Genomic DNA, 26,891 nt, shown 5'->3' with positions numbered 1-26,891 from the left:
TTTTGAATATTATTAAATGGAATAGTTTTATACTATCCTTACTATGAGGAGGATGTGTAGTTTCGCGGCTAGTGCATCCTTTTCTTTTCTATTGAAAAGTAACTTCTTTTAATTCATCGTTTATTTCAAAGTTTAGGTTATACATTTCTGATATTAATTGTACAATTATTTTTAAATCTTCTTTTTTATTGATTCGCACTGTAATTCGCTGATTATGATATTCCTGAGGAAGTATTACTTTATAACCATAATTCTCCTGAATATAAGCACTTACAGCAGTTAGTTTTTCATTGTCAAAATCAATAAACCTTTTAAATTCAGTTACTACAGCGGTATTGTTTTCATACGTAAATGTTTCGCCCGGTACCAAAATCCATTTTTTATCCTGATCTTTTATAGTCATTTGTACGCTTCCTTCAAAAAGCTTAACTATTACTCCATCTTCATCTTGTCCTATTACAGAGAAAGAAGTTCCTAAAACGGTTGTCGTAGTTTCATTGCAAAAAACCTGAAAAGGATGTTTCTTGTCTTTCTTTACTTTAAAATATCCTTCGCCTTCAATTTCGATTTTTCTGTTGGTTTCAAAATTATTGGCATATGTCAGTTTAGAATGTGGGCTTAATTCAACCTTTGAACTATCCGGTAGAAAAACGGTTTTTATTTTTGTAGTTGTGTTTTCAATTACATTCGAAGCAAGTATTATATTTTGTTCTACAGGACCTCTATTAAAATAAATTCCGGTTCCTATAAGAGCAAAAACTAAAATTGCCGCTGCTGCCGCATATCGCCAAATCTTAACTTTTGGTTTCTTTGAAGCAAAGGCTTTCGATTGAAATTCTTCCCAAGAAGCTTCTTTCTCACTATCTGAATGTGAAATGGGAGTTTCATCCCAGATCTTTTTTAATTCGTCTTCTATTTTTTTATCATTCATGTCTTTGGGGCGTTAAAGTTTCTGACAATAAAATCCTTGTTTATTAAAAACACCATAAACCATTTCTTTGATCTCTCTGTTGGTTTCGATTCTCAGAACATGATTAGAATCTTCTAAATCAAAATTCATGATACAATCAGAAATAACAAATTGAAGAAGCGCTACAATAAACCTTGCATCTTCCCCGGTTGTAATATCTGTTTTATAGGCCTCAATCTTCATTTTTATGTTCTTGTTTTTATATATAACAAACGAGAACATAAAAGTTCCTAATGGTTTTCGATTTTTTTTCGAATAAATTTACTGGCGAGATAAATATGATTGGCAATTGTCTTTTCAGAAAGTTCTGTCATTGCTGCAATCTCCTTATAGCTAAGGTTTTCCAGTTTGTGTAGTGTATATATTTTTTGTTGCTGTTCCGGAAGTAAATTTATGAAGCCATAAAATTTTTCTTGTCTTTCTTCAAAAATTCCGGTTTCTGCATCTTCTTCTTCCGCTTCAACGTGCGAAGAATCCAGTTGTATTATTTTGTTTTCTCTGTTTACGTGATTGATAATAATGTTCTTGCAAATAGTGAACAATTGTTTATCAAATAAAACATCTTCATTAAGAAGTTCTCTTTTGTTATAAACTCTTAAAAAAGTTTCCTGAACAAAATCCTGCGGAGCAAGAACAGTAAAATTAAATCGTCTGGCTATGTTTATCAGTTTGTCATAGTAATTTACATAAGCTTCCTTGAAAGAAGCTTCATTACCTTTTTTTAAACTTAATATAAACTTCCTGTTGTCCATAGTGTTAACCTGATAATTAGTCTAAACTAAATGTCTCTAATAATATTGCATTACAAAAGAAATGGCTTAAGACTTCCTTAATCATTTTCTTAACAAACCTTAAGGTGCAAAGAACAGAAATATATTTTATTCTGGAATTATTTAACAGAAATTTATACTTTAAGAAATTATGTCCTCAAAACTAGAATTTCTTTGATAATAATACCAAAAAACAGAAAACCCCTTCGTTACAAAAGGGGTTTGTGTTATTACAAAATCAAACAACACTGATTATATGTTATTTATATTCTAATGACTAAGATTTAATAAACGCTAATAAATCAGCATTAACCGTTGCTGCATGAGTTGTTGGCATTCCGTGTGGCAATCCCGGATAAGTGATTATTTTTCCGTTTTTCACAAGGTCGATTGCTCTCAAGGCTGTGGTTGCATAAGGAACGATTTGGTCGTCTTCGCCGTGCAATATTAATACCGGTACATCAACGCTTTTAAGATCTTCGGTAAAATTAGTTTCAGAGAATGCTTTTATACAATCGTAATGAGCTTTAATGCCGCCCGCCATTCCCTGACGCCACCAATTGTCCTGAATTCCTTTTTTGATATCAGCTCCTTCTCTATTATATCCGTAAAACGGAAATGTAATGTCGTGGTAAAATTGTTGTCTGTTATTGGCGGTATTAAAGCGAATATCATCAAAAACTGCCAATGGAACTCCGTTTGGATTGTTTTCATCTACGATCATATAAGGTGTTACAGCGCTTATAAGTACTACTTTTGAAACCTTCCCTTTTCCGTATTTTGCAGCATAATGTATTGCTTCGCCTCCGCCCGTTGAATGCCCAACATGGATTGCATCTTTTAGGCCCAAAAACGTTGTAAGCTCATCTACATCTGCCGCATACGTATCCATTTCGTTACCTATATAGGTCTGAGTAGATCTACCGTGTCCGCGTCTGTCGTGTGCTATTACTCGATATCCCTGTTCTAAGAAAAACATTATTTGTGCGTCCCAATCGTCTGCAGACAAAGGCCAACCATGATGAAAGAAAATGGGTTGTCCTGTTCCCAAATCTTTGTAATAAATTTCTGTTCCGTCTTTTACTGTAATCGTGCTCATTTTAATTTCTTTTAATGGGTTTATTAATGATTTAAAATTGAATGCGTCTTATTAAGTTTGATTTTCTAAATTTCTAAAGTCATTTCACAAAAAACTATAGTTTCTCGTACCAGTCCAAAATGTAATCTGCTACCACTTCCCAACCATTTTCTCCACAAATAAAGTGGCTCTTGCCTTGAAAAATCTTCAAATCGACACGACTGTTATCGTCTTTATATTTGTTTGCCAAAGTTGTAGTAAGATCGGGAGGAAATATATTATCGCTGCCGCCGCCTATAAATAAAATTGGGTTGTGCGCTTTTTTAAAATCAATATTCGAAAAAGAATTCAAGACCAATTCCCTGCTTACTTTAAAGCTCTCCGGAACCGCAAAACTTTCAAAAGCTGCTGCTTTTTCTCCCGATGGTAATGTGTTGAAAAAACATTTGTCGTACCAATCCCGACTTCCCATAAAATAGTCTTTGCCAGAAAAAAAGCCAAAAGCCGGTATGACGGATTTTAATGTTGCAAATGGAGGAAATACATTCTTTGGCGGTGCGCCATCTATACTTACTGCAGCCGCAACTTTATCCAGTTCTAACAATTTCATTGCCGCCATTCCTGCCATAGAATGTCCTATAACCAATGGCTTTTCAGGCAAACTGTTGATTAATTCTACAATATTGTTCACCACATCTATAAAACCTGTTCTGATAAGTGCAGGATGAACTTGTTTTCTAAGATCTGTGGGAATTCCTTCGTGACCCGGATTTGCGGGTGTATAAACGGTATAACCTTTTTGTTCATAATGGTTTTTCCACTTTGCCCAACTGATGTTGTTTACAAAGTTTCCGTGTATCAGAATTATGGATTTTGATTTTGCCATGGGATTATATATTTAATGATTTATGAAGTATTGTCAATGACGATTTATAATTTTACTTTTAATTACTATTCTCTACTATTATTTCTTAGAAATAAATCAACCCAATTATGTCTTTATTTTTACGACTTGAAAAAATCAAAGCAATCATTGCGCCAAAATCACAAACACCTAAATATCAGTCAATTAATCAAATATACACTTTTTATTTGTAACTACATTTCGCTAATTTCCAATCTCTTTTGTGATATATAACCAATGTTACTTTCGCCAAAAAAACAAAAAAATTAGTATCGCTTATCTCTAAATAATTCTTTTATAAATTCAAAAGTTGATTTCTGTATCACATTGACTTTTTTAGTAAATTTGATAGTACTGCAAATCAGGAAATTGTAGAATTGTTTAAACCAAAAACTAAAATTCATGAAGATTTTACCCTCAAATTCTACATTAATTGTCATTGATGTTCAGGAAAGGCTTTTGCCAAAGATTCATGAAAGTGAGGAAATCCTTAAAAATGTTATCTGGGCAATAGATTTAGCCAGAACAATTGGCATTCCGATTATTTTAACGGAGCATTGTCCACATAAAATTGGAACGACACCCGATATAATCAGAGATAAATTTGAAGAAACTGATATTGTAACTAAGACCTATTTTTCGGCAGTTCGCGAAGGAAATCTTTTGGAGAATATCCAAAAAGGAAGAAAACAGATTATTATAGCAGGAACCGAAGCTCATATTTGTGTACAACAAACTGTTTTGGATCTTTTAGAACTTGATTATGAAGTTTTTATTCTTGATTCAGCTGTAGGAACCCGAAATCCAATTGATAAAGAAAGAGCACTCAACAGAATGCAGCACAATGGCGCCGAAATAATTACCCGCGATATGCTTGCCTTTGAATGGCTGGAAAAAGCAGAAACGGAACTGTTTAAGATTGTGCTTAATAGGTTTATTAAGAATGATTAAATAGGATTGTATTACATCGGACCACCTCATTGGTAGAAAAAAAAATGTATCGTGAGAAACATCGTCCCATTGGGCAATGTCATTAAGTTAAGCAGAAATCTATAAAACTACTTAACAGTTTAATCCAGAAAGTAATTAAAAAAATCCGTTTTTATCAGCGTTTTCGCTTTAGCGAATCAGTAAAATCAGTGTCTAATTTTGACGCGGATAAAACAGATTTACTTCGTAAAAACGCTGATAAAAACGGATTTTATTTGTAAGATTTTTATTTTCTAAAAGCTTAACTTAATAACATCGTCTCATTGGGACGTTTGAGAAATTGTATATAATCTGTATTTATTTTTACCAATATTATTTACAAAATCAAACGTTCCTACGGAACGTTATGCACGTGCTGACCGAATATTTTTCTACCAACCAGACGCTCCTAACGGAGTGTTTAATAGAAATTAAACATTAACAGAAACTCCGTGCCTCCGTCGAAATGAAAGATTGTGCTTAATAAATTTATCAAGAATGACCAAATAGGCATAATCCCTACGGGTAATGTCATTAGTTAAGATATTTTAGATTGTGTTCCATCGGAACACCTCATTGGTAGAAAAAAAAATGTATCGTGAGAAGCATCGTCCCATTGGGACGTTTGAGAAATTGTATATAATCTGTATTTATTTTTACCAATATTATTTATAAAATCAAACGTTCCTATGGAGCGTGAAAAAACGCCGTATTTATTGGGCTACCGATGAAATGTTCCGATGGAACAGAAACAAAGTAACAAGATATTCCCCTTAACAAATTATTCCATTGGATTTTTCCTTAACGTAATGACATTGCCCGTAGGAACTACATTTTACAAATTAATACAAAACTTATGCATTCTTCGGATTATATAACATCGCTGTACACAAGCAGTTTTTTCTTTCTTTACTCTTTAAAATAGGACAATTGATACAAGATTTACAACTTTCCCAAAAAACCTCATCGTTCGTTAATTCAGAATAAGTGACAGGTTCAAAACCCAATTCGTGATTCATTTTCATAACTGCTAATCCTGTAGTCAAACTGAAAATACTTGCCTCAGGATATTTTACGCGGCTTAATTCGAAAATTTTTCTTTTAATACGTTTTGCAAGACCGGTATGTCTGAATTGTGGCGCAACTATCAATCCTGAATTAGAAACATATTTGCCATTTTCCCACGAAGAAATAAAAGAGAAACCTGCCCAGGTTCCATCTGATGCAAAGGCAATAATCGCTTCGCCGTTTTTCATTTTTAATTCGAGTGATTCAGCAGAACGTCCGGAAATACCTGTTCCTCTTGCTATGGCAGAAGTTAATGTGACGTCGCAAATTTCTTTTACCCAGAAAATATGATTGGCGTTGGCGACTTCGATTGTAAAATCGTGTAATTCTTGTGAAATATCGCAGTTTTGTTCTACTGTTATTTTGTTTGGAAATGATTCAGGCAACGGAAAATCTTTGGCGGAATCTAGGGTCGAATGTTCGGTTTTCATAATTGATTATTGGAAATACAAAACATCTTATTCAAACGACATACCACGATTAATATTCCATCCAACTACAACCGTTATAACCTGTTTCTGTTAGGTTTACAGTAAAATCGAGATTTAAATTACTTTCTTATATACTTATCAAAATGATACGCTTTTATCATTTTGAAATTCTCATTCTTCTATATTACCAGCCTAAGAATTTTTAAAATAGTTGCTCTCTTCAATTTTTTTAAATATTAAATAAATTTTTCAGATACCGATCGGTATTTATGATTATATTTGCTCTAACTTTTTATTTCAAACCGAAAAAAACATGAATACTTCCGAATTTATACTGGATAAAGTCGCACCTATTTTTAATAAACAAGGCTACATTGGCACTAGCTTAACGGACATTACAAAAGCAACCGGGCTAACTAAAGGAGCTATTTATTGTAATTTTTCTAATAAGGAGGATTTAGCATTACAATCCTTTCAACTTAATATAACTCTTGCAATAATGCCTTTATTCAAAATAGTTGCCACTAAAGAAGGATCTCTAAATAAGCTTCACGCCATAACAAAGTACCAGCGCAGTTATTATGATTTAGTCAAAGACAGAGGCGGTTGCCCAATGTTAAGAGTTGGAGTTGATACCAAATTCATAAATCCTTTATTGTTTGAAGCAGCACAAAGTTTATCTCAAAAATTTACTTCGGGTTTAACGACTATTATTAAAGATGGTATTACGAATCAGGAAATTCAGCCCAATACAGATCCTGTTCAATATGCAAAAATAATTTTATCGCTTATCGAAGGAAGTTCACTACTCGCATTTACCCATAACGATYAATCTTATATAGACAATGCTATGGACTTTATCGATAGTTCACTAATTGAAAGCATTAGGAAGTAGAAAAAAAATTTAACTTTTCAGATACCGATCGGTATTTGATGTAATATATGTAGAAAATGGAAAAAGTATTAAAAACAAAAAGAAAAGTCAGGTTTCAGGATTGTGATCCTTTCAATCACTTAAACAACTCCAAGTATTTAGAATATTTCCTCAATACCCGTGAAGATCAAATTGCTGAACATTATGATCTTGATGTGTTCAAGTATATGCATACAACAGGACTTAGCTGGGTCGTTGCCTCGAATCAAATAAGTTATTTAAAACCAGCCTCTACAATGGAAACAGTAGTAATCGAATCGCAATTGATTCAATATACTGATAATCTTCTACTGGTTGAAATGAAAATGTGGAATGAAAATGAAACGGAATTAAAAGCTATTCTATGGATAAAGTTTATTCCGTACAATGTTCAAACCAAAAAAGCAGCAAATCATTCCGATGATTTAATGAAACTTTTTCAATCTGTGGTTGTTCCGGTCGATCAATCTATTTTCGAAAACAGATATATAGCAATTATTCAAAAATTAAAAGCAAGAACTCATGCCTAAATTAGAAACAATAGAACAATTTATCGCAATGGTCGAATCCAACGCACATGATAAAGCAATTGAAAAATTTTATACTATTGACGCCAATGAAAAAAACACGCTTGCAAAAGTCAAATCTTTGGTATCCAAATGTATTCATCCCTATTTTATCAATGGTGATTCTGTTGTTATTCAATGGTTTTTCAGATTTGAATGGAAAGATGGACGTGTTTCTGAGATTGAAGAAATCGCTTATCAAAACTGGGAAGGCGAACTCATAAAGAAAGAAAAGTTTTTCTATGATCCAAAGCAATTTACGACTTTATAATATTCAATCTATATAGAAAAAAGGCTGTAAAATATGTTTTAACGGCCTCTTTTCTATACTATTTTATTTTCGCATAGACTCTTTGATCTTTTCTCTGTGCTGTTCACCCCAAATACTTAGTTCACGTATTACGCTTTTTAATGTGCGGCTATAATCGGTTGCTTCATAAATGATGCTAACGGGAGTAGTTGGAAAAACATTCCGTTTAATGAAATCATTCAATTCTAAATCCTTGAGTTCTTTAGCCAGTACTTTAGGAGATATTCCCTTAATCTCCTTCTGAATCTCACCAAAACGTTTTGGCGATTGTACCAAACTAAGAATTAAAGCCATCTTCCATTTCCCATTTAAAACATAAAGCGCGTCAAGTATATTCTTAAGTGAACCAGCGCATTCTTCCTTGGTTGGAAGTGTTTCATCTTCAATTGTTTTCATGGCAGCAAAGATACAAACTTTCCTAAAAGTAACCGCTTTCCTTTGGGTAAGTACTATCTTTTGCATACTGGATAACTGTAGCTTTGCCTGAAACAAAACCTAAAATTTGAATCTTACTTTGCTTTCGATAAGCAATTTGGAATTAGGTTTTTAAAATTTAAAATTGATAACATAAATACCTTTTCTTATGAAACACATTCTTCATTTAATCTCAAGTATACAAGGCAAAGAATCGTACAGCATAAAGCTGGGTCACGCTATCATCGAAAAAATTCAGGAAAAATATCCGGGCACTACACTAGAAGAATTAAATCTGGTCGATATTCAAATTCCGCATCTTAATCCTGCCGTTCTTCGCACGTTTTTTATCCCTAAAGAGCAACTAAGTGAAGAAGAAAAAGAATCGATCCGCTTTTCTGATCAGGCTGTTAAACAATTATTGGCTGCGGATATCATCGTTATTGGAGCTCCGCTTTATAACTTTACCATACATTCCTCCTTAAAGGCCTGGATTGACCATATTACAAGAGCCGGAATAACTTTTGGCTATGGCGAAAATGGTCCGGTTGGAAAAGTAACGGGAAAAAAAGTTTATGTAGCAATGTCTTCCGGTGGAATTTTCTCTGAAGGTCATAATAAAGATAATGACTTTGTCGTGCCATATTTAAAAGCTTTTCTGGGTTTCTTAGGCATGACAGATCTAACAGCATTTCGTGCCGAAGGTTTAAAAGTACCTGAAGTAAAGGAACATGCGATGGAGAAAGCAATTAATAGTATTTATATTGACTAAATCCATACCAGAATAACAATTCTAACAATCTAATAATAACAAAAAGCCCATTCCTTTCGGTTTGGGCTTTTTTTAGTCTTTACAACACTCTTTTTTTGTTGTGATTAATTCAACGTCTTTTATTAATTACCAAGAACAGCTTTTAATTCGATATATTTATCTAAGTCTTTAAAATCGTGTCCTTTACCTCTCATTGATTTGATGAAAGATGGTGTAGTTCCGGTTGCTTTAGCGCCAATAACATCGTCGATAGCTAAATCAGTAAAACCAAGATCTTTGTATTGTTGCATTAAATCCGGTGTAATATTTTGTGATTTCAAGGCAACCAAATCGCTCGGATTGATTTTTTTATATCCTGCTTTTTGAAACTCAGTTACATATTCAGGCGTTACATTTAAAGATTTCATTGCGATTAAATCGTCTGCCTGAATATCTTTATATCCCGCTTTTTGAAAACCGCTTATATATTCAGGAGTTACATTAAGGGATTTCATCGCKATTAAATCACTGTTTGAAATGTTATTGTATCCTAATTTTTTGAACGAATTAATATATTCCTGATCAACATTCAAGGCTTTAAAAGCAATGATATCATCGTCTTCATCATCTGAATTTTTATTATTATCTCCCTTATCCTCTTTATTAGAATTGCGGACATCGGTAATGTATTTTCCATCGATTCCCTGAGATTTTAAAGCAATAAGTTTACCCGGACTAACATCTTTATAACCTGCTTTGCGTATTTCTTCGATAAAAGCTTTGTCAATATCCAATGATTTAAAAGGAACCAGATTGTCTAAATCAATATCCGGAAGCACTTGTTTGATAGAAGTTATATAAGCTTCATCAATATTTAAGGCAGCAAGAGGAATAAGCTGGTCTTTATCAATATAAGTATAGCCATTTTTCTTTAGCATTTGCACATAAGAAACTTTGATATTGATCATAAAGAAAACGATAAGATCAATGTCTTTTTTAATTACAACTCCTTCTTTTAACATTGCAGCGCTATACTCCTTGTTTGGTATAAATTTATAGGTTCCCATACCTTTATTACCTTCAAATTTGCCATCAAAAGACATTGTTCCTGCTTCACGTGCTAACGTAAATGTACCTTGTTTATCTCTTGGAATATTGGCAAGTTCGCTTAACTGAAAAGTACTGGAAGAATTGTCGGTTTCATTACTTTTGAAGTTAATTTCTACGGTATTGCCTTTGATTGTGGCAAACCAGTCTCCTTCAGTTTTCATTTCGCTTTTAATATCCAGATTCTCTTTTAGATTTTCCTGAGAATCCAGAGCATTTAGCGTTTTTAAATTTTGACTTTGCGCTGCCGGTTGATTAAAAAGGCACGCAAACAACACCAATATTGGCAATAGGAAAAAATATTTCCAAGTGGTGTGCACGTTTGATTTTTTTGAGTTCATCATGATGATTCGTTTTTTTAATAGTGATTGATTATAATTGGTTGTAAGACTCAAAGGGAATTGGGGCGCAGCTACTTTTAGTAAACTAAACTGGTAGCTTTCTTTTTCGACAGTTTCTTGCTGAAGCATTTGATCGTCTGTCAAAAATTCAAGATTAATTTCTAATGCTTTTCTCCATTGCCATGCAAACGGATTAAACCATTGAAAGATAAGGACCATCTCTGCAAGTAACAGATCTATAGTGTGTTTTTGCTCGATATGGATCTTTTCGTGCAGCAAAATCTGATTGTAGATTTCCCACTCATATTTCTCCGGATTGATAAAGATATTATTGGCAAAAGAACAAGGAGCTTTGTCGTCAGTAATTTCGATAATTCGGAATTTCCCATCCTGAATTACTGATTTTGAATACGCTCTGTAAAGCAATAATACTACTTGCATCAGGAAGTTAAGCGCAAAAACGATAACTCCAAACCAATACAAATAAACCAGCCATTGCACAACTGATTCTATCTTAAAGGTTTCCTTGGTTTGCTCGACAACTGTTGGCTCGGCAGGCTGCACTATTGACTTTGTGGTTTCAATCTTGTTAACCGGAACTTTGGCAACTACAACAGGCTTTTCTACGGCGGTTTTTCTTAATGATAATTGTTGAGGAATCGGAACGAGCGGCAAAATAAAAGCCATAATCATGCAAGACAACAATACATATCGGTTCAAATGAAAGAAGGTTTCTTTTTGCAGAAGCAGTTTGTAAAATACAAGACAAGCTGCGAGAATAAGTGCTGTATATAAGATATAAGGTATCATACTTTTCCTTTTTTAATGATATCAACTATTTCATCCAAATCATTTTCTGTAAGCTTTTGCTCTTTTGCAAAAAAAGCAAGCATTCGTGGGTACGAATTATCAAAATACTGGCTAACGATATCTTTCAGTGCAAATTGCTGATACTCTTCCCTACTTATTATCGGAAAAAAACAATGCATGTTTCCTGCAGTTTCACTATTCAGGAATCCTTTGTCTTTTAGAATCTTTACAATTGTTGCAACACTATTATAATGTGGTTTTGGATCTGGCAATAATGGAATTATATCTCTTATAAAGGCTTTGTCTAAATCCCAAAACACTTGCATGATCTGTTCTTCTCGTTTGGCTAGTTTTATCATGGTTAAATCTTTTTACGAAGATACTACTAATTAATTAGTAGACAAACTAATTAATTAGTATTTTTACTAATAAGTTAGTAATTGGCTAAATTTAGATGTTTTTCAACGCATAATACACGAAATTAAAATATTACAAATCAAGAACTTACAATAAAAACAATCAATATTTCTGCAAGAATTAAATTTTTATTTTTTTGTTAAACCAAATAACGGCAACATCAATTACCGTTTTATAAAAATAAATTGCACCTCTCTCCCAACCTTTTTTCCTAAATTGTCCTCTTTAATAGTAAAGATGTATTGCGAAAAGGAATTTAAGCAGCATTCTATTAAAATCACGAAACAAGAACAAATGAATAAATATCTACTTTTTGTATTACTGTTGATTCTTAAATCAAACTTAAGCCTTGCTCAAAACCCCGCTTTTGTTTCGATTAAAGATCCTATTATTGACACTACACTAGTATTGTATCCCGATCTACCGTTGAATAGACCTTTTTATATTATAAACAAAAATTATGTAGTTTATCAAAAGGATATCAATGTGCGGAACATATTAAAGGTAGATCTGGAAACGTTTAAAATTCCCAGAAACTTTTATAACACTCTTTTTGCTTTAGATAAAAATGGAATTTACTTTGATGGAGATTTCATCGCAACGGATACAACAGGATTTAAGTTTGTTGCCGAAATTAGATCTCCGGATAATAACCGCAGAAGACAAATGCTCTGGAAAACCAATCAAAAACTCTTCATGGATGCTACCGAAATCAAGGAAGGTATTGATGTCAAAAGCTTTAAATCTGCTGGTTATAGCAACGAGAACTATTTTAAAGACAAAAATTATGTTTACTACAAATTCAAAAAAATAGAAGGTTCTGATGTAGCTTCTGTTTCTAACTCCTTTGATGAGATAATTTACGATAAAAATTATGTTTATATCGAGGGTAAAATCGGAATGTATAACGGAGATACCATTCATTCTGTAAATGATTATCTGGTAAAAACTTCAAAAAATGTATTGAACTTTCACACTCAAATGGTCGTGCAAGGCATGGATGTTACAACTATTCACGGTTTGTCCAGATATTATGCTATGGATAAAAATTTTGTTTATTTCCGAGACCAAAAAACGCCAATACTGCCAAAGAATTTCAAGAATGTCAAAATTTGGGATAAGGGCAACATTGCTTATATTACAGATGGTATACATGTCTATATTGGCAGTAACTTATTACAACCGGAATTTGATGCCAAAACTTTTGGCGTGATCTCTAATTCTGAATATACCTTTGATAAAAATGGAATTTACGAACTTCAATGGACCGAGAAAGAGCATAAATCAATAAATAAAAAATTCCCTTTTTTGTACACTAAAAAGGTTTCTGACTTAAATTCTTTTCAAGGTCGTAATTCAAAATATCTGGTTTATGAAAATCAGGCATATGATGTTTTGGAAAAACAGCTTTACAAAAATCTAACTCCGGAACAAATTGATCTGGCAAAAAAGAACAAATTGGATATAAAGATGATCAATAACAAAATATTCGAAACCAAAACATTCGAATATCAATTTTATGAAGTCAACAATAAAATATATCTGAATGGCAAGGAAACAACCGCCGATGCGCAAACATTTGAACCTGTTGGAGAATATTACAGAGATAAAAATACCGCTTATACCCGCAACATCAGCGGGCTTGTGCCTGTTTCAGGACTTGACGTAAAAACGCTGCACAGATCTAATTATTTCCTGGCAGACAAGGATTATATTTATTGTAGAAATTACAGAATAATTAAAAATACTGATGTAGAATTTTTGGCTTATTATATGGGAAGAAGGCAAGGTTGCAGTTTGGACAAAACGCCTACATCAGATTTTTATCTCTTGAAGAATAGCGAAGGATATTGGCTTGTTCTTATTTCAGACGAAGTCAGAATTAATTTTTTAGGCAATAAATCTATTGAAGGTTTAGGAAACATTACTCCTTTATACAAAATTCCTGTCGAAAGCAAAATATCGATTGATAAAAGCAAAATCTATAACTCTTTAGAAGTAGACGTAAAACCTGAATTCCCGGGTGGATTAAAAAAACAAATCAAGTTTATCAATAAAAACTTTAAACCAATTGAAGATGAGGGTGAGAAACTCAAAGGGCGGGTTTATATGTCTTTTATAGTAGAAAAAGATGGAACGCTAACCGATATAAGGGTTCAAAGACATTACGGTTACGGTTCTGACCAGGAAGCTTTGAGAGTGGTAAAAAAGATGCCAAAATGGATTCCCGCAAAATATAAAGGATTACCGGTGCGATATGCTAATTATTTCGTCATTACTAGAGATCAATAACTTTATAATTAGTATAAAAAACCGCTTTCTTAAATTGATATGTAATTAGTTTGAATTCGAAGCATAAAATGGTATGCTATACTTACATCTTACTACTTTTCCTTTTATCATTGCCGGTTCCCAATTGGGCAATAATTTTAAAACTCGCTCCATTTCTTTTCCTGATCCATATCCATAATCATGAAGAACTTTTATATCTGATAATGTTCCATCCTTTTCAATTACAAAGCTGGCAAATACACCCGAAACTGTACCGTCATCTTCTAATGCGGCTTTGGGAATCACGTAATTTTTCTTTAAAAAAGCATACATTTTCTGTATACCGCCAGAATATTTAGGTAAAACTTCAACCGCAGATGTACTGTATATTTCATTCGCAGGCAGCTCATTTTCTATTTCAACTACTTGCTTTTGCGGAAATTGATCTCTAACGTTTCCATACTTTTTATGAAGTTCAATGACTCTAAAAGCAGGATCCCAATTGCGATCAAATACTTTTCCTAAAAATCGATAGGAGATTTCATCCGAAATTTTTACAAGCCAGAATCCTTCCTTATTTTTGAATAAATAAAAATCGGAAACCGGAGTTGGATCGTTACCGCAAAATCCCCCTCTATATCCGGCAAAAATGGCGAGTAATTCTATCCCCGCACTTTTTATGATTTTTACATTTTTGCAATACAAGTAATTTTTGTCCACTAAAAACGAATTGAAAATCTTAGCAGAACTCACATCAACGTCCTTCATTTTTTGTATTTTATCAAACCTGTCGCAGTAAATTACGACATCTTTGTCTTTATAATATTGATGACTTTTATCCATTAGTGTGAAACTATTGGCGTCAAATCCGGTTCGTTTATCCGCATAATAAATACGATCATCCTTTTTATAAAAATTATAATCAATCTCAACTTTAGGAGAACCTTCAAGATTGTCTGAGTCAATTTTTTTCTTTTTAGCGAGTTCAATTAACTCTTTACTCACATCGTCATAGAATTTCTCTTTTCGAGAATCATAAGCTTGATTTTTATAAAAAAGAATTCCGGTATATTTATTTTCGAATGTGTTGGCGGTGCTTACTTTTTCTGTGTATTTGAAAGGCAGTTTTTCAATAACATCTTTTTTTAAATCCTTATCAAATTTTCGTTCATAAATACCATTTTTGTCATAAAAACACGGTAAACTTATAAAGAATCCAAAAGAAGCAATATCATATTTTCCATTCAGTTTTATTCCCTGATAAAAAATATCCGTTCCATCCGTTATGTAATCATCATGAAAAAAGACCTCCCAAATTTTAATTTTAGCATTCTTTTTAAGCTGCATTGGTGTTATTCTGTCTTCATAATAAACACTATTGCCATATTTTGCATAATTCCCTGAAAGTCCAGTCAAAGAATCCGTATTCATATTAGGAAATGTTGCTCCGCGATAGAAAACATATTTTTTTGTTTTAGAAAAATGGTAATTTACATATTGATACGGTTCCTTGTTATAAATTGCAATTTCGCCACCTGAATAAATGTAGTTTTTATCATGACAAAAATCATTCGGATATGTATTGGCTGTCGCTCCATCAGAACCTTCTATCTTTTTGTCAAAATAATAGATAAAATTCTTGTCTTTATAATATTGCGTATCCTCACGAGTATTGAAGGTTTGAGATCGATTTGGTTCGAAAGTAGCGGCATCAACGCCTTTTAGCTCCGTTGAATTTTTGAAAACTTTAGTCTTTGTTTTCCACAGAAAATCCATTGCTTTATTATTTCCCAAAACAATAAAACCTGTAGTATCGATTTTGATGAATTCGCCCTTAACGTAAATTCCGTTTTTATCAAATGCAAAAGCGTATTCATCCTCTTTTCTTGTTCCGAAAGTAGCTAAGTCAGGATAAATAATATTGTGTGTGTAACGATCCTCATAAAGGACATAATCTTTATTTATGATATATACAGGAACATCATAAAGATTTGGATATTCGACTTTTAAAGCAGGATCAACCAGCGCAGGATTACTCGTGTTTTGACAACTTGCAATTAAGATAAAACTAAAAAGTATTAAAAACTTTTTCTTCATGGATATATGTTTTTTTGATGCTGCAGCCTGCTTTTATAAGTTGTCTAAAATAACAAAAGGAATCCTAAATACTAATTGATTATTCAATAATTTATGAGAAGTTTTGATTTTTTTATAACATACTTCTTTCTTCAATATCAATACAAAAATGATAAAGACAAAATTATATTTTTTGAAGATTAGTTCATCTAAGATTATTTAATTTTTAATTAAAGGTTAACGAATTCTGTACTGCCTATTTTTCGCAAATGCTGGGTTTGTTCTGAAACATTTTTAGGGAAACCGCATTCTAAATGCTACTAAAGTTTAGTAATAATTTTAGCTGAATAGCAATAAACAAAAGCATTTTAAATTTTAAACTATTGAAAATCTTAAAATTTTAAACATAACTACTCTATTTATTTATTAGAATAAAAAATCTATCAAAATTTAACATTACAAACACAATACATTAATAAGTTCATGTTATTCAGATAATGTTGCGCTTCTATCTTCGCATCTTAATTAACACAAAAAACTTACAAATGAAAAAAAAACTACTCTTAATCTTCGCGATTACTTTTCTCTGTAATAATGCCTTCGCACAAAAAGGATTGATTATCTCTGAAATCCTGACAAATCCAAATGGCGATGATTCACCTTTAGAATATGTCGAATTGGTTGCAACCACAACGATTAATTTTGCAACAACACCTTATACCGTTGTTTTTACAGACAACGGAACGGCGACTTCAAACGGATGGAAAGCCGGAAGTGCTGTAACATACGCCTTTTTAATCAACTCAGGATCTGTTACTGCGGGACAAGTTGTATATGTTGGCGGTTCGTCAATGTTGCCTCTAAATCAATCTGGTGTGGCCTTAAAAACTAAAAATACAGGAACAACTGCCGGAGATTCTTTTGGATCAAAAAACACATCTGGCGTTTTAGGAAATGGCGGCAGTAATGCAGATGGCGTTGCAGTATTTAATGTTGCGGCATCTTCTATATCTTCTTCTACTGTTCCAGTTGATGCCGTATTTTTTGGTGACGCTGTAGGAAGTGCTTTCAAAAGCTCCGGATCAGGATATCAATTGCCGGTTAACGACAACTATAATGGCGGTAAACTTCAGACTTCGTCTTATTTAGCACCAGATCCGGGAAGTGATCAATTGGTAAAAGCTACTGCAGGAGTTTATAATACGACTACAAATACTTTTACAACTTCTCGTAGTTGGACTTTAACCACAACTCCAAGTTACAATACTACTTCGATAACTATTGCCGGAACTCCGGTTGGAAATATCGCTCCAACAATAACTATTACAGCACCAACAGTTTCGGGAAATGCTCCTGCAACTGTAAGTTTATCTGCAACTGCAACAGATTCTGACGGAACAATTTCTAAAGTAGAATTCTATAACGGATCGACTTTATTAGCGACTGTAACTTCTACTCCATATTCTTATTCCTGGACAAATGTTGCCGCTGGTTCGTATTCTATAACTGCAAAAGCAACTGATAATACAGGAGCATCCACAACATCAGTTGTACAAAATGTAACTGTAAATGCTGCGGGTTCTAACGTTGCGCCAACCATAACGCTTGCAACACCAACCGTTTCCGGAAATGCTCCTGCAACTGTAAGTTTAGCTGCAACTGCAACAGATTCTGACGGAACGATTTCTAAAGTAGAATTCTTCAATGGTTCTACTTTATTAGCTTCTATAATTGCTGCACCCTATTCCTATTCGTGGACAAATGTTGCCGCAGGTTCTTATTCTGTTACTGCAAAAGCCACAGATAATAGCGGTTCTGTAACCACTTCTTCCGTAAAAACGGTAACTGTAAATAGCTCCGTAAATGTTGCTCCAACATTGGTATTCAATACAACAGCTTCAAAATTTGTTAGCTTGTCAACTACATCAGCAAAAGTGGGTTGTGTAATGAATAATAATACAGACCCTTTTATCGTATCGGGACTTGATATTACGGTTACAGATGATAATGTAGATGCATTGACATTTTCTATGACTAGTTCTAAAACAAGCGTAGTTCCAAATGCAAATTTTACTGTAACCGGTACAGGAAATGCACGTAAATTCAGAATTAATCCAACAGGAGTTGGATATTCTACTTTAACCCTGAAAGTTACAGATGCTCAGGGAGGCAATAAATCGATCACGGTAAACGTAGCGGTTTCTCAGGCTTTGGCGACAGCTTCGCTTAAAGACATTTACAATGCCGGTGTCGCAGATGGTTCAACAGCGATTCCGATTGATGAAAACTATATGTTTGCTGCCGATGATGAAACTAATGTTATAAAACTATTTAGCCGAAACAATTCGGGTCTTGCACTTTATCAATTTGATGTAAACTCTTATTTGAATCTAAGCGGAACTGAGGTTGATATTGAAGCCTCTTTTAGAAGCACGACTAAACCAAACCGTATCTATTGGATTGGTTCCTTAAGCAACTCAAAATCAGGAGAAGCAAGAGCAGACAGAAACAGAATTTTTGCTACTGATATTGTAGGAACGGGAGCCAATGCAACTTTAGTTTTTGTTGGCTATTACAGTAATTTAAGAAGTAAACTTATTACTTGGGGAGATAATAATGGTTACAACTTTACAGCAAAAGCCGCTACGGGAATCGAACCTAAACGTATCGACGGTTTTAATATTGAAGGACTTGAAATGGGTCCTGACGGAACGACATTGTACATTGGTTTCAGAGCGCCTTATGTAGGCAGCGGAACGAATAAAGCTCTTATTTGCCCTTTGCAGAATTTTGAATCTTGGTTTGGAAACGGAAGCCCGTCTGCAAATCCGGTTTTTGGTTCTCCAATAGAATTAAACCTTAACAATCACGGAATTAGAAGTCTAGGCAAAAATGCTTCAAACCAATATATTATCTCAGCCGGAAGTTATGCTGCAACTGGTACATTTGAGTTGTATTCCTGGAATGGTCAGGCTGCAACAGCGCCAGTTTTGCTTAATGCAAATCTAACAAACCTAAAACCGGAAGGTATTGTTGAAGTTCCAGCAGATATTTCGGGAGCATTTACATTAGATTTAGTCTCAGATTTAGGTTCGGATATTCCTTATAATGATGGTTTGGAAAATAAAGATGTTGTGGAGCCTAATCATCGCAAATTTTTAACTTCTACAATTGCCGTAAACGCACAAAGTACAGCCAGAAAAGCTTCTGTGGCAGAAGAATCTGTATCTCCAATTACAGAAAATGAAGTAATTGCTTATCCAAATCCTTTTACAGCAATTCTTAATATCAATTTTTATGATCTTGCACCGCAAAGTATTTCTGTTTACAGCCAAAACGGTACACTTGTAAAAGAAATATATACGGTTACAAAAGGTTTAAATGCTTTTGATTTAAGCGATCTAAAAGCCGGAATCTATTTTATTACGTATTCGGGAATGAAAAAATCAATTACAGTTATTAAGCATTAAATCCTAATAACTTTTCTATAAAAGCCTCTGTTTTTCAGGGGCTTTTTTACTTGGAAAATTACAAAACAAATCTTAGGTTTATTATTTTTATGAAGTATAGCAACTATATGTTATTTATTTTTTAAATTTCCTACACTGAAAAAATCAGGCAATTCCCGTTTAAAAAAAAAAAAAAATTGTAATGTAAATATTAAAGATGGTATTAGATTTTAAAAATTTCCCACAACTACAAACAGATCGGTTAATATTGCGAAACATTGTAAATACTGATGCCGACTTAATTCATAAACTACATTCTGATGAAACTGTAAACGCATTTGTTGGAAGAGATAATTCATCAACTTTACAAAAAGCAAAAGATTACATCCTAAAAATGCAAAATTTAATCGAACAGAATAAATGCATTTATTGGGTCATAAACTTAAAAGAAAGCAATGATCTGATTGGTTCTGTTTGTTTGTGGAATTTTGATCCTGAAAACGAAATTGTTGAAATTGGTTATGAAATGCTGACTGAATTTCAAGGAAAAGGAATCATGAGCGAGGCTATAAAAGAAGTCATAAAATATGCATTTGAAGAAATACACGCAAAAATAATTACGGCATTTCCTTCTTCTGATAATATAAATTCTGTGGCAATGCTTAAGAAAATGAATTTTGAATTTGAAGACAAAAAATATAATAATACGCATGAAAAAGTAAAAAATCTGGTCACTTATACTCTAAGAAATAATAAAAAATATAACCATTTTTAATACTTTATTCTAATATTAAAAACAGGTATTTATACTTTAAACAGAAAATTATAAATCACTATTTTTGAATTAACAGATTCTTATTCTAAAGCTATTAAAATGACAGAGCCTTTGATTATTCTTGAAAACCTATGGAAACGTACTTTAAATCCTTCCGGAAATTCTTCTGGAAATAGTACTCAAACATGGAACGACGAAATAAAAGCTTTATATCAATTGGGTATTGGTATGGAAGACGCGTTACAGTTTTTGTATTTTGAGAAACCTGATTTTGAAACTTTTAAAATCTGGATAAATGATAAAAGAAAAAGCGAAAATAATGAAGCTCCAGAAACCGCAGAAGAAGTTCTCTCAAAGGAAGATCTTGAATTTTGGGATAAAAATGGCTATGTAATTGTAAAAAATGCCATTTCAAAAAAAGACTGTGAAGAAACACAACAGGCAATTTGGGAGTATTTAAAAATGGATCCCAATAAAAAAGAAACCTGGTATAACAGACATGAAAATCAGAAAGGATTAATGCTTAATTTTTCAGATCACGAAACCTTAAATAAAAACAGGTTTTCTCCAAGAATAAAAAAAGCATACGAACAGCTTTATAAAACAGACAAAATATACAAAACGATTGATAAAGTAAGCTTTAGCCCTCCAGAAACTGAAGAATTTAGTTTTCTGGGAAGTCAGCTTCATTGGGATACCAGTTTAAAACAACCTATAAAATTTGGACTTCAGGGTTTGCTTTATCTCACTGATTGCGATATAGATGAAGGAGCTTTTCATTGTGTTGCGGGATTTCACAATCAAATAAATCATTGGCTGGACAATCTCAAACCAGATGAAAACCCAAGAGATAAAGCTGTTGTCACCTTAAAACCGGAACCTATTACAGGAAATGCCGGAGATTTTATAATCTGGAATAATACTTTACCACATTGTGCCACACCAAATAAAGGAAAAAGTCCAAGAATGGTTCAATATCTTACCTATTTACCGGATGATTTTGATAGCGCAAAAGAATGGATATAAGATTTAAATAATGCTATTAAGTCAAGAAGATATCTAAAAAATTAAAAAAAACATCTCGCGCAAAGACACAAAGTCGTAAAGCCTTTTTGTCTTTTAGCATAAATTTAAAAAATTAAAACTTTGCGACCTTGCGTCTTTGCGCGATTATTATGGCGTTTTTTTTCTGTCTGGCAAGTTAAACTAAACCTTTTTCACCTTTTCGCAAACGCATCGCAACATACCCTAAGGCCAGGAAAACCATTGCTGCACTGGCATACATAAGCATTGGGATTTTTGCAATCACATCCTGATACATCCATCCCGCAATAAGAGCGCCAAGACCAATTCCGGCTTCAAGGGCAATGTACATCGTTGCCATAGCTTTACCACGATGATCAGCGAAACTCATGTCGACCGTCCAGGCATTTAACGCCGGTGAAACAATTCCGGTAGAAACGCCATAAATTGCCGCTCCAACCAAAAGTCCGGTGATTGAGGTGGAGAATCCAACAATAAACAGCGATATAATCAAAAAGAAAAGTCCAATTGCGATGATATGCAAGCGCCCATATTTGTCAGATGCTTTTCCGGCTCCAAAACGAATCATTACCGAAGTAATCGTAAAAACCATAAAAAACAAACCTTTATTCGTAATCCCTAAATGCTGACTCCAATCCGGAATTAAAGTCAAAATCACGCCATAAGCCATATAAGAAAGAAAGGTAACAATTGCTGCCGGCAATACTTCTACGGCGATAATATCTTTTCTCGAAATCTTTAGAATACGCAGGCTAAAACGCTGTTTGTATTTTAAAGTTTCCTTCATATTCATTAAAATTAAAATAGACATCAGCGCAAAAACAGAAGAAGCATAAAAAAGCATGTTCATCGAAGAATAAATCTTAATGGTACTTCCAATTGCGGGTCCCAAAGCCATCCCTATAGAAAAGCAAAGTCCATGTAAGCCCAATGCTTCGCCCCAACGTTCTCTGGGAACAATATCTGCCACATAAGCTGCCGTAGCCGTAGGTTTAAATCCTGTAGAAAATCCGTGAATCAATCGCAAGAATAAAAAACCCGAAACTGTTCCTAAAACCGGATAAAGAATTCCGCAGACAAAACAAACAATCGATCCCACAGCCATAACAGGAACTCGTCCTAAAGTATCTGTCAAACGACCGCTAAAAGGTCTTGAAATCCCTGCCGTTAAGGTAAAAAGTGCAATAATTAATCCTTTATACTCTGCCCCGCCCATTTTGCTCAAATACTCCGGAAGCTCGGGAATCAACATGTTAAAACTGGCCGAAAAGAGTAACGAACTTAAACAGACTAATCCAAATTGCAGATTATAAATTGGGTGAATGGCTTTTACAGAGAAATTCATGAGAAAATTTTAGAAGCGCAAATATAACGAAAACTCAAGCTTGAAACTAACATAAAAAAGAGAAGAAAAACGCTCCTTGAAAAAGCCTTAACATCTTGATTATACTCCTTTAATAACAAATCATTAAATGCTTTTAATGTGACAAAATTAGGATGAAACTTCGCAATAAACCAACAAATTTAATTATAAATGTTTTCTAAAATTTGCCTTTTTATAGAGCTGTTTAAAAAGTTTGAAATATATTTACACTTTTGGTTGACAAAATTACGTTATGCAAATGGCGATTTTTTGTAGCATTCAGCCAACAAATTTTAAGCAGTCAAGATGGAGAAACATACCATATCAGTAGCATCATTACCTTTGAGTGATAATCCAACAGCGAACACTCAAATAAAAATAGCCGACTTATTACCTGATTCGGAATCTCAGTTAGATTCTATGGAAATGAAGGAAAAACCGCTTATGGATTCCAGTATTCCGTATAGAGATTTGACAAATGTTGCGACTAAAAAAGAAAGTATTGCAAAGCTGATTGCTAAACTGGATGTTGAAACTAATATCAGGTATCAAAGAACGGTTGAAGATACGTATTGCAACGTATATTCTTATGATTATTGCTACTTCTCAAAAGTGTATCTCCCAACGGTTTGGTGGACAGATGAATCTCTTGAAAAAATATTAAACGGTCAGGAAGTCGAAGTCGTTTTTGAACAAACTGTTGATCGTATTTATTCCAGCGCCATACACGATTGGTTTTTGGAATGGGGAGCGAGTTTTGGCTGGGAAAGAATGTTTACTGCCGATGAAATTCAGAATAAAGTAAATGCTAATGGCGGAATTGGAATGATTTGTGCCAAAAGAAGAGAAAAAGGACTTTCCGGTCATATTGTTCCGGTTGTTCCCGAAACCGATTTACATAAAGCATATCGCGAAAATGGCAAAGTAGTATATCCGCTACAATCACAAGCCGGTAAACTGAATTATAATTACTTTTCAGAAGTTAGAAAAGATTGGTGGAATGATGAGTTATATTCCTCTTATGTATTCTATTACCATGAATAAATAAAAACAATTTCCTCAATTGTTTAAACCTCTAAAAAAATTATTGATTTTCAACGTGTTAACCACTTGGAAATGATATAATAAAGTACTACTTTTGCAACTTGGAAAAAACAGGAATAGCAAAAGTTATAATTCGGCTATTCATCTTCTTAAATTATTGATATAAAAGTAATTAATTGCAATAGTGTTTTTATAACCTACTTATAAAACTCTACTGCATTATCAATCATTCAGTCGATACAAGTGCAAAATTTCTGAGACAAATATAAATTCATACAATTTTAAAAGTAAAAGAAGGCTTTTTTAATGGATGCAAACAATTATGCTTTATCCGTTGAAAGATTTTGTGCCCTCTGATATTTAAGCGATTAGTCTCAAATTTCCAAACAAAAAAATTGATTTCAAACAGTTCAAAATAACCACATAAAAAGAAAATTAGTATAAATGAAAGACAATCAGACACAAAAATATTATTGGGGAATAGGATTAGAAAACGAAACCTACATGCAATTTGAACAATCCCTAATTGTTTCTGGTGAATTTATACAAGAAAAAATTGGTTTTGAAAAGTATAGTATCGACTACAGAAAATGCTACAAACCCGAAAGCTTAACTCCTGTCTTGAAAAAAGCTTTTGATATAAACGAAAATTATACCGTGAGCCGAATGATGAACAGTCATTCGCTTGAAAAATTAGATATCAACTATCAGCATAAAACTTTATCACCTATAAAACCATTAATGGATACAGAAACTGGTGAAGTGATTGCGCAACCAATTGAAAATCCTGATTATTTAGGAAAATCTATCATGGAACTTTTCCTTGAAGATCAGCCATACAACATTCAAAGTATGATTACCCAAAGAAACAAAACAATGGGTTCTGTACATTTTGATGGTGATTCAATCGAGTTTGTAACCAAATATTTTGAAAACAGAACAATCGCTGATTCTTGTAAAGAACTAAAAGCAACGAAAAAATTATTCCTTGATAAAATCAATGAATCTGCTGTTTTAGACGGAAAATTAAGTTTTCCCGATTACAACAATGGTCTTAATATGTTCATGACCAATCAGGAAAATCTGGTTTTGTTCAACAACGGAACCTATCATTTTCATATTACATTACCGTCATTGACAGAAGACAGCAGAATTGTCGACTATAATGAATTCAATAAAACGCATAGCAACGCCATCTATATGTTGCAATGGTTTGAGCCATTCTTTATAGCAACTCTTGGAAGTCCTGATATTATGGGTGTGATAAGCGATAAATACAGTCTGGACAAAAAATTTACTTTAGGTTCTATGAGAAATGCCATGTCACGTTACATAGGCGTTGGAACATATAACACGGCAATGCCAAAAGGTAAAATTCTAACTTATAAAGTTGATGATTTTAGAAAATTATTAAAATTCGAAAAAGAAGAAAACATTTGGTGGCGCGATCAGATTGAAGCTGACATGGAATATGAAATGCTTTCTGAATTAGGTCTTGATTTTAATCAGGAAAAAATGTACCAAAGCGGTTTCGAATTCAGAAGCTTTGATGAATTTCCGGCAGAATACTTAAATGATGTTCTTTTTTCTATCATTTTAATTTGCGAGCATTCATTGAATCTTCCTGATGTTCAATGGGGACATGACAGCAAAGCTTGGAATAATTTGGTTTTTAAAACCCTAAAAATGGGTTATTTAACTGAAATAAACGAAGAGGAAAAGAAAGAAGTTTTAGACCTTTTACAAATATTAAATCCATCAGATTCAAATTATGAAACTCTAAAATCAGAATTTGAAGCAATCATAATGTTAGACGAGTTTTTCTTTAAAATCCTGGCTGTTTTACACGATAAATACAAAGACAATAATGTTTGTCTGGATGCGATGTACGGACAAAAAACAAGTTCTCCTCCAAAATGGGACAACTTTAATAAATACCAAACAGAAAGACATTTAAAACAAATTGGTTCTTTCTGCGATAATTAAGAATCAGACATTTCTACACTGTCTAAAAAACAGAATATAATATGATAATAGCGGCCATTAAAGCCGCTATTTTTTATTTACATCTACATAAAATTTCGGTTCTACTTCCTGATTCCGCTAAATCTCAGCCGCGTTTTAATTGGCGTTTTTAATTATTTTAAATATATTTGAATATGGATATAAATAATAAAGACATAATCACAAGACCCGCTACAAATACAGATTTGCCTGAACTTAACGAATTCCTACAATCTCTTGTTGAAGCTGAACGTCCTTTTGACCCAACTTTAAAAGATGGAAAAATCTTTTATTATGATATACAAGATCTTATACTAGATGAAGGAACCGAAATCTTAGTAATCGAAGTTGATAATGAAATCGTTGGTTCCGGATATGCCCAAATCCGATCAGGAAAACCCTTTGAGCGTTACGAACTTTTTGGATATCTTGGTTTTATGTATGTAAAACCGGAATTTAGAGGAAGAGGCCTAAATAATCTATTATTGAACGATCTTAAGAAATGGATTCTATCCAAAGGAATCACTGAGGTTCGACTACAAGTTTACTCTGAGAATGATGCAGCTGTCAGAGCGTATGAAAAAGCCGGTTTCGAAAAAATACTAACAACAATGCGTTGCGAGATTAATTAATCAGGAAATGGCAAATCAATCAGAAAATACAATTAGAAAAGCCTATACTGCTTTTAACGAAAGAAATATTGACAAAACACTTTCGACAATGCAACCGGATGTACAATGGTCTAAAGCTTGGGAAGGTGGCTATATTAGCGGACACAATGAAATTATGCGCTATTGGACAAGACAATGGACGGAGATAAATCCTAAGGTTGAACCAATTGGTTTCAGCGAAAGAGAAAACGGAAGTCTGGAAGTTACAGTACATCAAATTGTAAAAGATTTACAAGGCAATTTAATGTTTGACGGAATCGTTAAACATGTCTATACTTTTCAAGATGGACTTATAAAAACTATGGACATTGAACTGACAGATCAAAATTAATAGTTCATACACGGACTTTACTATAAAATAAGCACGACAAATCT

At 33.3% G+C, this 26,891-nt stretch carries 24 protein-coding genes; 13 read left to right on the top strand and 11 right to left on the bottom strand.

All coding sequences use genetic code 11. The features are described 5' to 3' along the window. Positions 1-88: 88 nt before the first annotated feature. The 5 genes from EAH81_RS01070 to EAH81_RS01050 all read right to left on the bottom strand — a co-directional run bounded on the left by EAH81_RS01070 (position 89) and on the right by EAH81_RS01050 (position 3,704). Complete coding sequence (locus tag EAH81_RS01070) at positions 89-931, bottom strand: FecR family protein (RefSeq protein WP_140502799.1); 843 nt, start codon at positions 929-931, stop codon at positions 89-91. 12 nt (positions 932-943) lie between these two features. Next, a complete protein-coding gene (locus EAH81_RS01065) occupies positions 944-1,153 on the bottom strand; it encodes a hypothetical protein (protein WP_140502797.1) in 210 nt (69 codons plus the stop codon). A 47-nt stretch (positions 1,154-1,200) separates the two neighbouring features. Continuing rightward, the gene (locus EAH81_RS01060) at positions 1,201-1,722 is read right to left on the bottom strand and encodes an RNA polymerase sigma factor (RefSeq protein WP_140502795.1); all 522 of its coding nucleotides are present in this window, start codon (positions 1,720-1,722) and stop codon (positions 1,201-1,203) included. Positions 1,723-2,017: 295 nt separating this feature from the next. Then, the gene (locus tag EAH81_RS01055) at positions 2,018-2,839 is read right to left on the bottom strand and encodes an alpha/beta fold hydrolase (protein WP_140502793.1); all 822 of its coding nucleotides are present in this window, start codon (positions 2,837-2,839) and stop codon (positions 2,018-2,020) included. Positions 2,840-2,933: 94 nt separating this feature from the next. Beyond that, positions 2,934-3,704 (bottom strand): alpha/beta hydrolase, encoded by a 771-nt coding sequence (locus EAH81_RS01050; RefSeq protein ID WP_140502791.1) that lies wholly within the window; start codon positions 3,702-3,704, stop codon positions 2,934-2,936. 420 nt (positions 3,705-4,124) lie between these two features. Between EAH81_RS01050 and EAH81_RS01045 the strand changes: the two genes are divergently transcribed. Beyond that, on the top strand, positions 4,125-4,673 hold the full coding sequence (locus EAH81_RS01045) for an isochorismatase family protein (RefSeq protein ID WP_140502789.1): 549 nt from the start codon (positions 4,125-4,127) through the stop codon (positions 4,671-4,673). 872 nt (positions 4,674-5,545) lie between these two features. On the opposite strand, the gene EAH81_RS01040 is transcribed toward EAH81_RS01045, so the two are convergent. Beyond that, a complete protein-coding gene (locus EAH81_RS01040; protein WP_410501096.1) occupies positions 5,546-6,190 on the bottom strand; it encodes a GNAT family N-acetyltransferase in 645 nt (214 codons plus the stop codon). A 313-nt stretch (positions 6,191-6,503) separates the two neighbouring features. Between EAH81_RS01040 and EAH81_RS01035 the strand changes: the two genes are divergently transcribed. Genes EAH81_RS01035 through EAH81_RS01025 form a run of 3 tightly spaced genes read left to right on the top strand, consistent with a single transcriptional unit; the run spans position 6,504 to position 7,940 of the window. Further along, a complete protein-coding gene (locus EAH81_RS01035) occupies positions 6,504-7,085 on the top strand; it encodes a TetR/AcrR family transcriptional regulator (RefSeq protein ID WP_140502787.1) in 582 nt (193 codons plus the stop codon). A 56-nt stretch (positions 7,086-7,141) separates the two neighbouring features. Next, positions 7,142-7,633, top strand: coding sequence for an acyl-CoA thioesterase (locus EAH81_RS01030; RefSeq protein WP_140502785.1), 492 nt, complete (start codon positions 7,142-7,144; stop codon positions 7,631-7,633). Beyond that, on the top strand, positions 7,626-7,940 hold the full coding sequence (locus EAH81_RS01025) for a nuclear transport factor 2 family protein (protein WP_140502783.1): 315 nt from the start codon (positions 7,626-7,628) through the stop codon (positions 7,938-7,940). The genes EAH81_RS01030 and EAH81_RS01025 overlap by 8 nt, the downstream gene beginning before the upstream one ends. Before the next feature lie 63 nt (positions 7,941-8,003). Here the strand turns inward: EAH81_RS01025 and EAH81_RS01020 are convergent, their stop codons facing one another. After that, entirely contained in the window at positions 8,004-8,441 is a 438-nt protein-coding gene (locus EAH81_RS01020; protein ID WP_241676484.1) for a winged helix-turn-helix transcriptional regulator, read from the bottom strand. A gap of 121 nt (positions 8,442-8,562) precedes the next feature. On the opposite strand from EAH81_RS01020, the gene EAH81_RS01015 reads away from it, so the two are divergent. Continuing rightward, positions 8,563-9,165 (top strand): FMN-dependent NADH-azoreductase, encoded by a 603-nt coding sequence (locus EAH81_RS01015; protein ID WP_140502778.1) that lies wholly within the window; start codon positions 8,563-8,565, stop codon positions 9,163-9,165. A 122-nt stretch (positions 9,166-9,287) separates the two neighbouring features. Here the strand turns inward: EAH81_RS01015 and EAH81_RS01010 are convergent, their stop codons facing one another. Next, positions 9,288-11,402, bottom strand: coding sequence for a M56 family metallopeptidase (locus EAH81_RS01010; RefSeq protein WP_140502773.1), 2,115 nt, complete (start codon positions 11,400-11,402; stop codon positions 9,288-9,290). Beyond that, positions 11,399-11,761 (bottom strand): BlaI/MecI/CopY family transcriptional regulator, encoded by a 363-nt coding sequence (locus EAH81_RS01005; RefSeq protein ID WP_089351129.1) that lies wholly within the window; start codon positions 11,759-11,761, stop codon positions 11,399-11,401. The genes EAH81_RS01010 and EAH81_RS01005 overlap by 4 nt, the downstream gene beginning before the upstream one ends. A gap of 352 nt (positions 11,762-12,113) precedes the next feature. On the opposite strand from EAH81_RS01005, the gene EAH81_RS01000 reads away from it, so the two are divergent. After that, complete coding sequence (locus EAH81_RS01000) at positions 12,114-14,111, top strand: DKNYY domain-containing protein (RefSeq protein ID WP_161595768.1); 1,998 nt, start codon at positions 12,114-12,116, stop codon at positions 14,109-14,111. Positions 14,112-14,156: 45 nt separating this feature from the next. Here EAH81_RS01000 and EAH81_RS00995 read toward each other — a convergent pair whose 3' ends face one another. Further along, complete coding sequence (locus EAH81_RS00995; protein ID WP_140502760.1) at positions 14,157-16,187, bottom strand: DKNYY domain-containing protein; 2,031 nt, start codon at positions 16,185-16,187, stop codon at positions 14,157-14,159. A 524-nt stretch (positions 16,188-16,711) separates the two neighbouring features. Between EAH81_RS00995 and EAH81_RS00990 the strand changes: the two genes are divergently transcribed. From EAH81_RS00990 to EAH81_RS00980, 3 genes are all read left to right on the top strand, one after another. Continuing rightward, complete coding sequence (locus EAH81_RS00990; RefSeq protein ID WP_161595767.1) at positions 16,712-19,636, top strand: Ig-like domain-containing protein; 2,925 nt, start codon at positions 16,712-16,714, stop codon at positions 19,634-19,636. Positions 19,637-19,832: 196 nt separating this feature from the next. Further along, positions 19,833-20,390, top strand: a complete 558-nt coding sequence (locus EAH81_RS00985; RefSeq protein ID WP_140502748.1) for a GNAT family N-acetyltransferase — start codon at positions 19,833-19,835, stop codon at positions 20,388-20,390. Between the two features lie 99 nt (positions 20,391-20,489). Next, on the top strand, positions 20,490-21,416 hold the full coding sequence (locus tag EAH81_RS00980) for a phytanoyl-CoA dioxygenase family protein (protein ID WP_140502743.1): 927 nt from the start codon (positions 20,490-20,492) through the stop codon (positions 21,414-21,416). Positions 21,417-21,591: 175 nt separating this feature from the next. Here the strand turns inward: EAH81_RS00980 and EAH81_RS00975 are convergent, their stop codons facing one another. Next, positions 21,592-22,779, bottom strand: a complete 1,188-nt coding sequence (locus EAH81_RS00975; protein WP_140502738.1) for an MFS transporter — start codon at positions 22,777-22,779, stop codon at positions 21,592-21,594. Positions 22,780-23,103: 324 nt separating this feature from the next. Between EAH81_RS00975 and EAH81_RS00970 the strand changes: the two genes are divergently transcribed. The 4 genes from EAH81_RS00970 to EAH81_RS00955 all read left to right on the top strand — a co-directional run bounded on the left by EAH81_RS00970 (position 23,104) and on the right by EAH81_RS00955 (position 26,847). Then, positions 23,104-23,841, top strand: a complete 738-nt coding sequence (locus tag EAH81_RS00970; RefSeq protein ID WP_140502733.1) for a hypothetical protein — start codon at positions 23,104-23,106, stop codon at positions 23,839-23,841. A 444-nt stretch (positions 23,842-24,285) separates the two neighbouring features. Next, positions 24,286-25,827 (top strand): hypothetical protein, encoded by a 1,542-nt coding sequence (locus EAH81_RS00965; protein ID WP_140502728.1) that lies wholly within the window; start codon positions 24,286-24,288, stop codon positions 25,825-25,827. Positions 25,828-26,000: 173 nt separating this feature from the next. Further along, complete coding sequence (locus tag EAH81_RS00960; RefSeq protein ID WP_140502723.1) at positions 26,001-26,477, top strand: GNAT family N-acetyltransferase; 477 nt, start codon at positions 26,001-26,003, stop codon at positions 26,475-26,477. Between the two features lie 7 nt (positions 26,478-26,484). Continuing rightward, positions 26,485-26,847, top strand: coding sequence for a nuclear transport factor 2 family protein (locus EAH81_RS00955; protein ID WP_140502717.1), 363 nt, complete (start codon positions 26,485-26,487; stop codon positions 26,845-26,847). Positions 26,848-26,891: the final 44 nt, after the last annotated feature.

This window comes from Flavobacterium pectinovorum (assembly GCF_006438875.1).
Classification (GTDB): Bacteria; Bacteroidota; Bacteroidia; order Flavobacteriales; family Flavobacteriaceae; genus Flavobacterium; species Flavobacterium pectinovorum_A.
Note: the sequence above shows the minus strand (reverse complement) of the source record. Positions and strands in the feature narration are given on the sequence as shown.